10 protein-coding genes are annotated in these 13,497 nt (G+C 72.1%); 6 read left to right on the top strand and 4 right to left on the bottom strand.

Annotated elements, in window-relative coordinates; genetic code table 11:
- Window positions 1-5 precede the first annotated feature (5 nt).
- On the bottom strand, window positions 6-734 hold the full coding sequence (locus tag FH610_RS14470; RefSeq protein WP_139574907.1) for a response regulator transcription factor: 729 nt from the start codon (window positions 732-734) through the stop codon (window positions 6-8).
- A gap of 149 nt (window positions 735-883) precedes the next feature.
- On the opposite strand from FH610_RS14470, the gene FH610_RS14465 reads away from it, so the two are divergent.
- Genes FH610_RS14465 through FH610_RS14455 form a run of 3 tightly spaced genes read left to right on the top strand, consistent with a single transcriptional unit; the run spans window position 884 to window position 3,677 of the window.
- Entirely contained in the window at window positions 884-2,257 is a 1,374-nt protein-coding gene (locus FH610_RS14465; RefSeq protein ID WP_139574906.1) for a ferredoxin reductase family protein, read from the top strand.
- A 20-nt stretch (window positions 2,258-2,277) separates the two neighbouring features.
- Window positions 2,278-2,928, top strand: coding sequence for an FMN-binding protein (locus FH610_RS14460; RefSeq protein WP_139574905.1), 651 nt, complete (start codon window positions 2,278-2,280; stop codon window positions 2,926-2,928).
- Window positions 2,925-3,677, top strand: coding sequence for an FAD:protein FMN transferase (locus tag FH610_RS14455; protein WP_205825761.1), 753 nt, complete (start codon window positions 2,925-2,927; stop codon window positions 3,675-3,677). Before FH610_RS14460 ends, FH610_RS14455 begins: the two co-directional genes overlap by 4 nt.
- Window positions 3,678-3,755: 78 nt before the next feature.
- Here FH610_RS14455 and FH610_RS14450 read toward each other — a convergent pair whose 3' ends face one another.
- Window positions 3,756-4,907, bottom strand: a complete 1,152-nt coding sequence (locus FH610_RS14450; protein WP_139574904.1) for an FAD-dependent monooxygenase — start codon at window positions 4,905-4,907, stop codon at window positions 3,756-3,758.
- An 83-nt stretch (window positions 4,908-4,990) separates the two neighbouring features.
- On the opposite strand from FH610_RS14450, the gene FH610_RS14445 reads away from it, so the two are divergent.
- The 3 genes from FH610_RS14445 (at window position 4,991) to FH610_RS14435 (ending at window position 9,667) form a co-directional block, all read left to right on the top strand.
- Window positions 4,991-5,641, top strand: coding sequence for a TetR/AcrR family transcriptional regulator (locus FH610_RS14445; protein WP_161628004.1), 651 nt, complete (start codon window positions 4,991-4,993; stop codon window positions 5,639-5,641).
- 123 nt (window positions 5,642-5,764) lie between these two features.
- Window positions 5,765-8,788, top strand: a complete 3,024-nt coding sequence (locus tag FH610_RS14440) for a DEAD/DEAH box helicase (protein ID WP_476703416.1) — start codon at window positions 5,765-5,767, stop codon at window positions 8,786-8,788.
- A complete protein-coding gene (locus FH610_RS14435; protein WP_139574901.1) occupies window positions 8,789-9,667 on the top strand; it encodes an SWIM zinc finger family protein in 879 nt (292 codons plus the stop codon). It abuts the gene before it with no gap.
- Window positions 9,668-9,670: 3 nt separating this feature from the next.
- Here the strand turns inward: FH610_RS14435 and FH610_RS14430 are convergent, their stop codons facing one another.
- A complete protein-coding gene (locus tag FH610_RS14430) occupies window positions 9,671-10,600 on the bottom strand; it encodes a diacylglycerol/lipid kinase family protein (protein ID WP_139574900.1) in 930 nt (309 codons plus the stop codon).
- A gap of 136 nt (window positions 10,601-10,736) precedes the next feature.
- Window positions 10,737-13,493: an immune inhibitor A domain-containing protein gene (locus tag FH610_RS14425; protein WP_139574899.1), complete on the bottom strand. Its 2,757-nt coding sequence runs from the start codon at window positions 13,491-13,493 to the stop codon at window positions 10,737-10,739.
- Window positions 13,494-13,497: the final 4 nt, after the last annotated feature.

Genomic DNA, 13,497 nt, shown 5'->3' with positions numbered 1-13,497 from the left:
CGCGATCACGGCCGCAGGACGTATCCCACGCCCCGCACCGTGTGGATCAGCGGCCTGCGGCCGGCGTCGATCTTCTTGCGCAGGTAGCTGATGTACAGCTCGACCACGTGCGCCTGCCCGCCGAAGTCGTACGACCAGACGCGGTCGAGGATCTGCGCCTTGCTCAGCACGCGCCGGGGGTTGCGCATGAGGAAGCGCAGCAGCTCGAACTCGGTCGGCGTGAGATCGACCAGTTCCCCGTCCCGGGTCACCTCGCGGGCGTCCTCGTCCATCACCAGATCGCCCACCACCAGCCGGTCGCCCTCGGCGCTGCGCGCCATGCCGGCGCGGCGCAGCAGCCCGCGCAGCCGGGCGAGCACCTCCTCCAGGCTGAACGGTTTGGTCACGTAGTCGTCCCCGCCCGCCGTGATGCCCGCGATGCGGTCCTCCACCGCGTCGCGCGCGGTCAGGAACAGTACGCACACGTCCGGGGCCTCGGCACGCAGGCGGCGCAGCACCTCCAGCCCGTCGAAGTCGGGCAGCATCACGTCCAGCAGCACCGCGTCGGGCTGGAACTCCCGTGCCTCCTGCACGGCCGACGTCCCGTCACCCGCCGTGCGCACCTCCCATCCCTCGTACTTCAGCACCGCGGCGAGGACCTCGACGAGGTCCGGTTCGTCGTCGACCACGAGGACGCGTACGGGGGTTCCGTCGGGGCGGACCAGTCCGGGCTGGTCGTTCGAAGTCTTACGCATGATGCCTACAGGGTCCTCCCCGCTCACCGGGCCTACCCTGTGAGCCGCCTCAGAGAATCCTATGAATGGTCCGCAGGTGCCCCGGTTCATAGGAAAACAAGAGGTTCGGTTGGCACGGTGGGTCGCGTGTTGACGACGAGGAGGCAGCCGTGACCACCACCTTCCCGGGGACATCGGTGACGACCGGGCACGCGCATCCGCCGCGACGGAGCGTGCGGGCCCGCCCAGAGGCCGTCCTGGCGCTCATCGCCGCGGGCGTGGTCGCGGTCGTCGGCATGTGGTGGGCGAACACGCCCAGCGTCGCGGGCTTCGACGACTGGCTGACGAACGCGGGGCGCATCACCGGGCTGCTCGCCGGATACGCGATCGCCGTGCTGCTGGCTCTGATGGCCCGGGTCCCCGCGCTGGAGCGCGGCGTCGGCTCCGACCGGCTCGCCCGGTGGCACTCCATGGGCGGCCGCTACGTCGTCGGTCTGGCGGTGGCGCACATGCTGCTGATCATCTGGGGTTACGCGCTGACCGACCGCACCGACGTGGTGCGCGAGACGGTGACGCTGAACCTCACCTATCCCGACGTGCTGAAGGCCACCGTCGCGCTGCTGCTCCTGGTGGGCGTCGGTGTCGTCTCCGCCCGTAAGATCCGCCCGAAGCTGCGCTACGAGACGTGGTTCCACCTGCACTTCTACACCTATCTGGCCGCGTGGCTGGCCTTCGGGCACCAGCTCGCCACGGGCGCGGAGTTCGCCGTGGCCCCGGTCGCCCGCACCTCCTGGTACGTCCTCTACTTGGGCGTCGCGGCGCTGATCGTGTGGTATCGCTTTCTCACGCCCGTGCGACTGGCCGTGCGGCACCGCCTGAGGGTCTCCCGGGTGGTGCCCGAGGCTCCGGGGGTCGTCTCCGTGTACGTGACCGGACGGCGCCTGGACCGGCTGCGGGCCGAGCCCGGCCAGTTCTTCCGCTGGCGGTTCCTGACCGGGCACCTGTGGTGGTCCCCCAACCCGTACTCGCTGTCCGCCCCGCCCGGTGCGAGCGAGATGCGGATCACGGTGAAGGACCTCGGCGACCAGAGCCGCTCTCTCGCCGGTCTGCGGCCCGGCACCCGGGTGCTCGCCGAGGGGCCGTACGGCGCGTTCACCGCGAGCGGGCGCCGGGCGCGCAAGGTGCTGCTCGTCGCGGGCGGCGTCGGCATCACGCCGCTGCGCGCGCTGTTCGAGTCGGTGCCGGCCGCCTCCGGCGACCTGACCCTCCTCTACCGTGCGCGCGACGAACGGGACCTGGTGTTCCGCGCCGAGCTCGAGGAGATCGCCAGGGCGCGCGGCGCGACGCTGCGCTACTGCGTCGGCCCCCGAGCCGTGATCGGCGACCCGTTCACCCCCGCGACGCTCGCCGGGCTGGTGCCGGACCTGCCCCGCCACGAGGCGTACGTCTGCGGGCCGGCCGAGATGACGCGCGCCGTCACCGCCGCCCTGCGGGCCGCCGGGGTGCCGAAGCGCCGCATCCACCACGAGTCGTTCGAGTTCTGACCATCCGGATTGGAAGTGCCATGCGCAGAGCAATACTGGCCGTGCTCGCGACCGCCGTCGGTCTCGTGCTGCTGCTGTCCTTCAAACCGCACGAGGTGACCTCACTCGCCGAGCGTCCGGCCGCCGTCACGCAGGGTGACGACGGGACGGCGGGCGGGAGCGGGGAGGGCTCCGGCGACGGCTTCTTCGGCCGTGACCGCGACCACGACGACGACCACGACGACGACCACGACGAGTTCGACGACGGAGACGGGGACCGCTTCGGCGGGAGCTCCTCCGGTGCCGCCGGTTCCTCCGGCGCCTCGGGTTCCTCCAAGTCCTCCGGTGCCGCCGGTTCCTCGAATCCCACGGGATCCTGGACCGGGCAGGGCGCCACCGCGGGTGCCACCAGCGGCGACAAGACCGTCACCGGCGACTCCGCCGACACCCGCTGGGGACCGGTGCAGGTGGCGATCGTGGTCTCCGGTGGGAAGATGGCCGGCATCAAGGTGCTCGACGCCCCGGCGAACAACCACCGCGACATCAGGATCAACAACGAGGCCCTGCCGATCCTCAACGACGAGGCGCTGTCGGCGAAGTCCGCCCAGATCGACACGGTCTCCGGCGCCACGTACACCAGCGACGGCTACACCCGCTCCCTGCAGAGCGCGCTCGACAAGGCCGGCCTATGACCCGCCACGTCGAGCATGTGATGGGCACCGTTTTCTCCTTCGACGTACGCCACTCCGACGGACGTCACGACGACGAGGACGGGCCGCGTGTCGCGGCGGCCTTGTCGGAGGCGGTGGCCTGGCTGCACCACGTCGACGAGGTCTTCTCGACCTACAAGCCGGACAGCCCGGTCAGCCGGCTGGGCCGGGGCGAGATCACCCTGGCCGACTGCCCGCCGGAGGTGGCCGGCATCCTCCGCATGTGCGAATCGGTGAGCGACCGGTCCCGCGGATACTTCACCGCCTACCCCGGGGGCCGGCTCGACCCCTCGGCCATCGTCAAGGGCTGGGCGGTCGAACGGGCCTCCGCCATGCTGCGCGAAGCGGGCGCGCCGGACCACTGCGTGAACGGCGGCGGGGACGTGCGGCTGTCCGGCGCGGCGGGCCCCGGCCGCTCCTGGCGGGTCGGCGTCGCCCACCCGCTCCGTCCGGGAGACCTCGCCGCCGTGGTGTCGGGCAACGACCTCGCCGTGGCGACCTCGGGCACCGCGGAGCGCGGGGCGCACGTCATCGACCCCCACACCGGCCGGCCCGCCACCGAGCTGGCCTCGGTGACGGTGATCGGGCCGGACCTCGCCCTGGCCGACGCGTACGCCACCGGCGCCTTCGCCATGGGCGGCGCCGCCCGGGAGTGGGTGGAGGAGCTGGACGGCTACGAGGCCTTCGCCGTCACCGCGACCGGCGCCACCTGGCGGACGTCCGGTCTCTGAGGGGACGACGCGCGGGCCGGAGCCGGTGACCGCGACCTGGGTGGTCGGCCGAGTCCGCCACCGGCACCACGCCCGCACTCACCACGCGAGAGCGTGCTTGAGCCGTGTGGCGGCGGCCACGGCGGGCCACAGGCGGGTGGCCAGGTTCCTGGCGAGGATGCCGCCTCGCGTCGCGGGAGCGAGAAGTGCCGACGCCTGCGCGACGTTGCGCTGCTTGGGGTCCACCAGGCGCCGGTGCGCCGCCTCGTACCGCCGGAAGGCCGCCGCGGGGTCGCCGGAGCGGGCGGCCAGTGCCTCGGCGAGGGTGAACGCCCCCGCCATGGCCAGGGTGGAACCGTCTCCGAACAGCGACACACAGGACGCGGCGTCGCCGAGGAGCGCGACGCGGCCCTTCCACCACCGGGGCAGGCGCACCTGGCTGACGGAGTCGAAGTAGAGGTCACCGGCGGTGCGTACGTGGTCGAGCAGTTCCGGCGCCCGCCAGGACACGTCCGCGAAGGCGTCGATCAGCATCCGCCTGTGCTGCTCGGTGTCGCGGTGGTCGAACCCCGGCGCCGCCGGGCTGCGGTAGAGGAAGAACGCGCCCGCGGGCCGGGGGTTGACGGCGATCGCCTTGCCGGGCGTGTTGTGCATGAGAATGTCCCGGCCCGCTCCGGCCGCCCCGTCGGGGAGCGGCATCGTCGCGACGTACAGGCCCATGTGGCGCACGAGCCCGCTCTGCGGCGTCCCCGTCTCCTGGCCGAACGTCAGGCGCCGCGTCACCGAGTGCAGGCCGTCGGCTCCGATCACCAGGTCGAAGCGGCGGGGGGCGGCGCGCTCGAAGGCGACGTCCACCCCGTGCTCGTCCTGGCCGAGCGCCGTGATGGAGTCGTCGAAGAGGAACTCGGCGTGGTCGCGGCTCGCCTCGTACAGGATCGACGCGAGGTCGCCGCGCGGCACCTCGACCTCGTCCGGCCGCTGCACGGCGCGCATGTCCATCCGGCCGACCCGCCTGCCCGCCGCGTCGACGAAGCTGACCCCCGTCGTGCCGGTGGCGGCCCGGCGCAGCCGGGGCATGACGCCCATCCGTTCCGCGACCGTGACGGCCGGCCCTCTGACGTCCACCGGGTTGCCGCTGGACCGGGGCTTTCCCCCGCGTTCCACGACCGTGACCCGGAATCCGTGCCTCGCCAGCCAGTAGGCCAGCGTCGGGCCCGCGATCCCGGCCCCCGAGATCAGCGCTGTGCTCATCACGCACCCCCTAACCGGAAGATTTTCCTCCGCATAAGCGACGGTATCCTAACCGGAGGAAAAACGTCCAGATCCTTCGTGAGGTGGCAGTGGAGAAGGGGCTGCGCGCCGACGCACGCCGCAACCGGGACCTGATCGTCGCCGCGGCCCAGGAGCTGTTCCTGGAGCAGGGCGTCGACGTGCCGCTGGAGGAGGTCGCCCGCCGGGCGGGCGTGGGCGTCGGCACGCTCTACCGCCGCTTCCCCGACAGGGACGCGCTCCTCCGGGCGGTCGGCGAGCAGAGCCTGCGCCGGCTTGTGGACCTGGCGGAGACGGCCTGGCAGGAGGAGCCGGACGCCTGGCACGCGTTGTGCCGTTTCCTGCGCGGCTCGGTGGCCCTGCGGCTGGGCGTGCTGCCGGCGAAGCTCCAACCGCACCTGCACCAGCGGATGCGCGCCGGCGCCGACCTGCACGAGCTCCGGCAGCGGGTGATCGTCGCCGTCCTGCGGATGATCGAACGGGCGCAGGCGGACGGCGTGCTGCGCGCCGACATCGGCCCCGGCGACATCGCCCTGCTGATGACCCTGAACGTGTACACGCCACCGGGCATGCACAACGAGCAGGCCATGGGACGCGTGGTGGAGATCATGCTGGACGGCCTGCGCGCCGACGTGGAGTCGCCCCTCCCCGGAGCTCCGCTCGGCGAGGACGACCTGCGCCGCTACACGGCCGTACGGCTCCCGCCCACCGAGTGATGCTCGGGAGCCTTGTCTCCGCTGCTAGCGTTCCGAATTGGCGGGAGGAGACGGCGTGCTGGTGATCCACGCGGCCTGCGACGGCGGGCGGCTCGCACTCCAGGTGAAGGAAACGATTTGATCGTGATCCACGCCGCCTGGAACGGCGGGAGACTCGTGCTCTGGGCGGAGGAGACGGCCGGCGCGGAGCCGCTGGCCTCCCGCGCCGAGGTGCGCCCTCACCCCTTCGCCACTCCGGCGAGCACCCTCGCCGCGGAGCTGCCGCGCTGGGGGGACGCCGCGGCCGAGGCGGCGGGCAAGGCCGTGTCCGGCGAGGCGGTGCTGCTGCTGCCGAGTTCGGCGACGAGTCCCCTCCCCTCGCCGGAGACCGGTCTGCGGATCACCGCGCGCCGGGCGAGGATCAGCCCGTGGCGGGTGCCCGCGCTGCTGGTCGAGCCGGGGCCCGCGCTGCGGCTGCTGACAGGGGCGTTCGAGCCGCCGCCCGCCGCCGGGCCGTCCCTGCGCTATCTCACGGTCGTCGCCGCCCACGCCCGTGACCTGGTGCGGCGCGGCCGGGTGCTGCCCCAGCTCGTCGCCGAGGACGGCGGCTACGCGGCGCGCTGGCGGCCGGTGTTGACCGGCGCGCACGCCGACCGCGTCCGCGAGCTCGCCGCCGCCATGCCACCGGCCTGCCGGGCCGTGGGAGAAGAGCGGCCCTCCGCCCATGTGCTGATCGAGGCGCTGGCGGGTCTGGCCGACGCCGCCGTACGGCAGGCGCTGCCGGAGCGACTGCTCGGCGGGCACCGGCCCGGGCCGCGCAGCCCCCTGGCCGACCGGTGGACGGTGGCGCTTACCGGGGACACCGCGGCCCTTCCCGGCGCGCGCCGGGAGGAGGCGGAGGCGCTGGCCCGGCCGCTGGAGGACTGGTTCAGGGCGGCCCACCAGCTCGACGGCCCGGTCAAGGTGTGCTTCCGCCTCGTCGAGCCCATCCTGGCCGAGGAGCAGCCCGGCCACGAGGCGGGCGCAGGGGCGTGGCGGGTGGAGTTCGCCCTCCAGTCGGCCGAGGACCCGAGCCTCTACGTGCCCGCTCCCCTCGTCTGGGCGGGCGAGAGCATGCCCGGCCTGCCCGGGCGGCCGGACGAGACGCTGCTCGCCGGCCTGGGCCGGGCGGCGCGTCTCTACCCGACGATCGACCACGCGCTCCGGGAGGTTCGGCCGACACACGTCGGCCTCGACGTGGAGGGGGCCTTCCATTTCCTCCGGCACGCCGCGCCCCTCCTCCAGTCGGCCGGGTTCGGCGTGCAGCTGCCCGCGTGGGCGGGGCGCACCCGGCTCGGCCTGAAGCTCACCGCACGGTCCCGCTCCGGACCCGGCGCCGCCGCCGACCAGGGGTTCGGGCTGGCTCAGCTCGTGGACTTCCGGGCCGAGCTGGCCGTCGGCGACGAGACGATCAGCGAGGCGGAGCTGGCCGATCTGGCCCGCCTCAAGGTGCCACTGGTCCGGCTGCGGGGGCAGTGGGTCGAGCTGGACGCCCGGCAGCTCGGGGCCGCGCTCAAGGCGGTGGAGCGCCGCGGTTCGGGCCGGATGACGATCGGCGAGGTCATCCAGGAGGTGGTCCACGGCGGGGACGACGAGCTGCCGCTCGTCGAGGTGGACGCCGACGGCCTGCTCGGCGACCTGCTGTCCGGCGAGGCCGACCGCCGTCTCGAACCCGTGACGACCCCGGCCGCCTTCCACGGCACGCTGCGGCCCTACCAGGAACGCGGCCTCGCCTGGCTCAGCTTCATGTCCCGGATCGGACTCGGCGGCATCCTCGCCGACGATATGGGCTTGGGCAAAACCGCCCAGACCCTTTCGTTGCTCGTAAATGAGCGCGAGTCGGGCGAGCGGGCCGGGGTGACGCTGCTGGTGTGCCCGATGTCGCTGCTCAGCAACTGGCAGAAGGAGGCCGCCCGCTTCGCGCCCTCGCTGGACGTCTACCTCCATCACGGCACGGGCCGCCTGCGCGGCGAGGAGCTGGCCGAGCGGGTCGGCGTGGCCGACCTCGTCCTCACGACGTACGGCACGGCGTTGCGCGACCGGGACGCCCTGGCCCGCTTCGGCTGGGCCCGGGTCGTCTGCGACGAGGCCCAGGCCATCAAGAACGCCGCCGCGCGGCAGGCCCAGGCTGTGCGCTCGCTCCCGGCGCGGACGAGGCTGGCGCTGACCGGCACCCCGGTCGAGAACCATCTGGCCGAGCTGTGGTCGATCATGGAGTTCTGCAATCCCGGCCTGCTCGGATCGGCGAGGGCCTTCCGCGACCGCTATCAGGAGCCGATCGAACGGCGGGGCGACGAGGTGGCCACAACCGCGCTCAAGCGGGCCACCGGCCCGTTCGTGCTCAGGCGCCTGAAGACCGATAAAACGATCATCTCCGACCTGCCGGACAAGATGGAGATGAAGGTCTGGTGCACGCTCACCCCCGAGCAGGCGAGCCTCTACGAGGCGGTGGTCGAGGACATGATGGACAGGATCGCCGGCAGCGAGGGCATCGAGCGGCGCGGAAACGTCCTGGCCGCGATGACCAGGCTCAAGCAGGTCTGCAACCACCCCGCCCACCTGCTCAAGGACGGCTCCCGGCTGACCGGCCGGTCGGGGAAGCTGGCCCGGCTGGAGGAGCTGGCCGAGGAGATCCTCAGCGAGGGCGACAAGGCGCTGGTCTTCACGCAGTACGCCGAGTTCGGCTCGATGCTGCAGCCCTATCTGGCGGCCCGCCTCGACCGCCCGGTGCTGTGGCTGCACGGCGGGCTGCCGAAGAAGACGCGCGACGCGCTGGTGGAGCGGTTCCAGACCGAGGACGAGCCGATGATCTTCCTGCTGTCGCTCAAGGCCGCCGGCACCGGGCTCAACCTCACCGCCGCCAACCACGTCGTGCACGTGGACCGGTGGTGGAACCCGGCCGTGGAGAACCAGGCCACCGACCGGGCGTTCCGCATCGGCCAGACCCGCAACGTACAGGTCAGGAAGTTCATCTGCGCGGGGACCCTGGAGGAGCGGATCGACGAGATGATCGAGCGCAAGAAGGCCCTGGCCGAAAGCGTCGTCGGGACGGGCGAGGACTGGATCGCCGGGCTGTCCACGGCGGAGCTGCGCGAGCTGTTCCGCCTGTCCCCCGAGGCGGTGAGCTGAATGCCGGTCGGGCGGGACGGCTGGTTCGAGGCCGCGCGGCCCATCAGGGTCGAGGGCGGCATCAAGGCGCGCTCGAAGCGGGGCTCCATCGGCGAGCAATGGTGGTCGCGGCGGTTCATCGACATCCTGGAGCGCGTCTGCGACGCGGGCAGGCTGAGCCGGGGGCGGGCCTACGCGCGACGGGGCCAGGTGCTCGATCTCGACCTCGGTCCCGGCCTGGTGAAGGCCCGGGTGCAGGGCTCGCGCCCGGAGCCGTACGACGTGAGCGTGCGGATCACGGCGTACGGCGCGCGGGAGTGGGCGGGGCTGGTCGAGGCGCTTGCCGCGCAGGCCCTCCACCGGGCCAAGCTGCTCGCCGGGGAGATGCCGCCGGAGATCGAGGACGTCTTCTCCGGGTGCGGGCTTCCGCTGTTCCCCGGCGAGCGCGGCCTGGACATGGCCTGCTCCTGTCCCGACTGGGGCTTTCCGTGCAAGCACCTGTCGGCCGTGCTCTACCTGCTGGCCGAGGCGTTCGACGGCGACCCGTTCCTGGTGCTGGCCTGGCGGGGCATGGGCAGGGAGGCGCTGCTCGACGCCCTCCGCGCCACCGGCGGAGGCGGCCACGGCGGCGGCGTTCAGGGTGGCGGCGTTCAGGGTGGGCCTGGCGGCGGCATTCCCGAGCTGCTCGACGTGGCCGACGTTCCGTTCGCCGAGCGGATCGGCGACTTCTACGAGTCCGGCGCCTCACCGGCCCGCCTCGGCCCGCCGGCCGATCCCGGGTCGCCTCCCGACCTGCTGCTGCGCGCGCTGGACCCGCCGCAGGTCAAGGCCAGGCACATCCCGCTCCTCGACCTGCTGCGGCCCGCGTACCGGACTCTCGCGGCCGAGGAGAACGAGTAGGGATCAGGTGTCCTCGAAGCTCTGCGGAACCATCACCCGAACGCCGTTCGGGATGGTCCTGAGCACGAGCGGGGTGCGCAGCCGCACCTCGCCGTCGATGTCGGCCGCCATGGGCGGGTCGGTCTCCAGCAGCATCTCCTGGCCGGTCACGAACGGCCCGCCCGCGAGGCTGGTCCACCTGCCGGTGGTCGCCCGCACGAGGGTCTCCCCGAGCAGGCGCAGCCGCTTGCCGGAGCCGAGCTGGTAGGCCACCAGCTTGCGGTTGTCGATGCTGACGTCCCTGGCGATCTGCCAGCCGCCGTGGAAGCGGCCGTTGGCGATGTTGAGCTGGTGGGTCAGCAGCTCGTGGCGCTTGCCGTCCACAGTGATGTAGGCGCGGAACGGCCGGTGCCTCGGCAGGATCGTGATCGCGGTCAGCGGGTAGGCCGCCCGGCCGAGCATCCGCTTGAGCCACGGCTTCACGGTGCCCGCCACCTCGACCGAGACGCCGAAGCTCGCGAGGTTGGCGAAGGGCCGGTCGCCGCAGATCCCGAGGTCGATGTCGGCCACCTTGCCCTCGGTGAACACGCCGATCGCCCCGGCCAGGTCGAGCGGCAGCCCCAGGCTGCGGGCGAAGTTGTTGGTGGTGCCCAGCGGCAGCACGCCGAGGGCGACGTCGCGGCCCGCCACGTGCCTGACCGAGCTGCTCAGCGTGCCGTCGCCGCCGCCGACGACGAGCAGGTCGGGGCCGGAGTCGAGCGCGCGGGTCAGGATGTCGCGCAGCCGCGAGGGGTCGGTCACGGGGTGGACGCCGGTGAGCCGGAAGTCCCGCTCCTTCAGCAGCCGCAGCACCTCGGCGTAGTGGCGGCGGCCCCGCCGGGACTTGGTGTTCACGACGACGGCGGCCTTCCGCTCCCGGTGAATGGCCGCCGTATGCTCCGCCTTGCTCCGCACGGTCACATGCTAGGGGCCGCCGCGGCCGGGCGCGCGGCCCCGGGCACGAGTGTGCCCGGCTGCCGTCCGGAGCGGACGGCGGCCGGGCACGGGGACCACGGGGTTTCACAACCCGGTGGCGGTTACTTCTTGGCTGTTACTTCTTGGCGGGGGTGACCTGGACGATCGCGCCCATGTTGGCCGGCAGCGGGCTGATCAGCTTGATCTGCACGCCGAGCTGCTTGCCCTCGTCGCCGGGGTTGCCGGTGCCGAGGATGACGCCGTCGCCGAGGTCGGTGCCGTACAGCTCCGTCGCCGGGGAGCCGTCGGCGTGGACGATCCTGGTCGAGTACGGCTGGTTGTCCTTGGACGGGACGACCGCAGAGGAGTCACGCTGGCGGTAGTAGAGGCTGTCGTCGCGGACCTCCAGGCCGGGGTACCAGCCCTTGGCGTCCGTAAACGTCGTCACCGCGGCCTGCTTGCCGAACGAGGTGCAGTACTCCGTGAACGGCTCGCCCTCGACGCACTCCTTGAACGGGTAGGTGCCGGCGAAGTTGAACGCCGCGTTGGACGACTGCGGACGGGACGGGAGGTTCTTCAGGACCGACGGGTCCTTCTCCGCCGCCGCACCCGTACGGCGCAGCGGGTCGAAGTGCGAGTCCACGATGAGCAGCTCGCCCTTCGGGCCCACCGACGGCAGGTCGAACGTGCGGCCCGAGACGTCGTTGTTGGCCACCGAGGTGTCGCGGTACCACACGAGCAGGCCGGGGGCGTTGTACTTGACCTTCTCGACCTTCCACGCGCCGTCGCGCAGCCAGGTCGTGTCGTAGGCGTACTGCAGGCCCTTGTCGAACCCGTCGAAGTTGCGCCACTCGGCCAGGTAGTACTGCGCCGCCTGCTCCTGGCCGGAGTGGATGACCCAGCCCGCGCCGGTCGTGTCGGTGAACGTGCCCTTGGTGGCCGTCCAGCCGTTGGCGCCGCCCTCGACGTCGTCGGACCAGACCGCGGTGGCGCCGTTGGTCAGCGAGAAGTCGTCGTTGAACCAGCCGCGGTGCACGGACGCCGCGTCGGTGGCGATGCGCAGGCGGATCTGGACGGACTTCCCGGCGAACGGCGCCAGGTCGACGTACAGGTGCTGCCAGCCGGCGCTGACCCCGGTGACGCCGTACTTCTTGCCGCCGTAGTCCTTGAGGCGGCCGTTGGGGTCGGTGTAGTCGTCACCGGTGCTGGCGAGGCTGCCGTCCTCGTTGAAGACCTTCTGCTCGGTCCAGGTGGCGCCGCCGTCGGCGGAGACCTCGACGAAGCCGTAGTCCCAGTCGGCCTCGATGTCCCAGTCGCTCCACCACCGGAACTTCACGTCCGATCCGGCCGGGACGTCGACCGTCCTGGTCAGCTTGTTGTCGGCCCAGTCCTGGTCGCTGTTGGACCACCACAGGTTCGACCCGCTGTGCGGGGTGGACATGATGTTCAGCTTGTCCGGCAGGTTGATGCGGACGCCGTCCTCGGTGCCCTTCGGCGTACGCGAGGTCTGGCCGACCGCCACGAGCTGGTTCTTGCCGCCCGGCTCGATGACCTTGGGGTTGGCCCAGCCGAGCACCCACTTGTCCCACAGGCCCATGTGGGTGGGCAGGGACTGGAAGATCGGCCCGGAGTGCGAGCCGCTCGACATCAGGTCCCAGAAGTCGACGTCGGAGTCGCCTTCGCCGGTGGTGTCGTACAGGTCCGGCAGGCCGAGGTCGTGGCCGTACTCGTGGGCGAACACACCCACGCCGGAGTCCTCCGGCTGCAGGATGTAGTTGGAGATCTTCACGCTCGTGCCCGGGACCGTGTAGCCGCCGGCCACGTCGCTGGAGTGGGCCCACAGGGCGAGCGTGCCCTCGGCGCCGCCGCCGCCCGACTTGTCCTCGCCGGCGTGGATCAGCACGAGGTGGTCGACGACGCCGTCGGGCTCGTCGTAGTTGCCGTCGCCGTCGGCGTCGGAGGTGTCCTCCACGTCGTAGTCCGCCCACGGGAAGTTCGGGTTCGACTTCACGAGCGCGTCGACCGCGTCGACCGCGAGCTGGGCGGCGCCGCGCGGGTTGTCCGGGTGACCGGTCATGTCCTGCGGGTAGGTGTGGCACTTGCCCGCGCCGTACCACGCCTCGGAGTGCGGGACCTTGATCCAGCCGACGGCCTCGCCGGTGACGGTGTAGGCGCCCTTCGACATCTCCTCGTACATGTTCTTCATGGTGGAGCCGGAGATGTCGATGCCCTTCTTGCCGTCCCGGGGGTCGGTCAGGTCCGGGCGGACCCGGGTCGTGATCCCCTTCGAGCTGTAGAGCATGTTGTTGTAGTGGGCGGTGTTGAAGTCGGCCACCCACATGGAGTTGTTGTCCTTGCCCCCACCGCCGGCGGTCGCGGGGTCGGGGATCTTGTTGTGCAGCGGGCCGTTCAGCTTGGTGCCGGGCGGCTCGGTGATGCAGTCGTCGACGTCGTCGATCGTCTTCGGGTGGGACCAGCCGGAGAAGTCGTCGTTGGCCTGGTCGTTGAACTCGACCAGCAGCGTGAGGAGCTTGGCGGTGCGGGTCGTCTTCGCCTTCTTGTAGATGAAGTCGAAGGGGTTCTTCCCGGTACTGATCGCCTGCTTCTCGTGCTTGGCCAGCACCCGTGCCGCGACCGGGTTGCCGCTCGCGAACTTGTGGTCGACGGCCTGCGCCAGGGCCGCGGTGCGCTTGGCGCCCTTGGCAGGGACCTTCTCCTCGGTGGTGGTGAAGTCGCCCTGCACACGCGGCGGCGCGTAGTTGATGTAGTGGTCCTTGGCGGAGGGCTGGTAGCCCGCCGTGGGCGCCGCAGCCGCACCGGCCGCGGCCAGACCTCCTGCCGCCAGCCCGAGCGCGGGCACGATCGCGGCGAGACGCCGGATTCTTCTGGACAACGAG

This window comes from Microbispora catharanthi, assembly GCF_006334915.2.
In the GTDB taxonomy this organism is placed as follows: domain Bacteria; phylum Actinomycetota; class Actinomycetes; order Streptosporangiales; family Streptosporangiaceae; genus Microbispora; species Microbispora catharanthi.
The sequence above is the reverse complement of the archived record's forward strand: the minus strand, read 5'-3'. Positions and strand labels throughout refer to the sequence as shown.

Excerpts from the sequence above, each read along its gene's own strand:
- FH610_RS14470 (WP_139574907.1), bottom strand. The coding sequence starts at position 734 with ATGCGTAAGACTTCGAACGACCAGCCCGGACTGGTCCGCCCCGACGGA.
- FH610_RS14460 (WP_139574905.1), top strand. The coding sequence starts at position 2,278 with ATGCGCAGAGCAATACTGGCCGTGCTCGCGACCGCCGTCGGTCTCGTG.
- FH610_RS14455 (WP_205825761.1), top strand. The coding sequence starts at position 2,925 with ATGACCCGCCACGTCGAGCATGTGATGGGCACCGTTTTCTCCTTCGAC.
- FH610_RS14450 (WP_139574904.1), bottom strand. The coding sequence starts at position 4,907 with ATGAGCACAGCGCTGATCTCGGGGGCCGGGATCGCGGGCCCGACGCTG.
- FH610_RS14435 (WP_139574901.1), top strand. The coding sequence starts at position 8,789 with ATGCCGGTCGGGCGGGACGGCTGGTTCGAGGCCGCGCGGCCCATCAGG.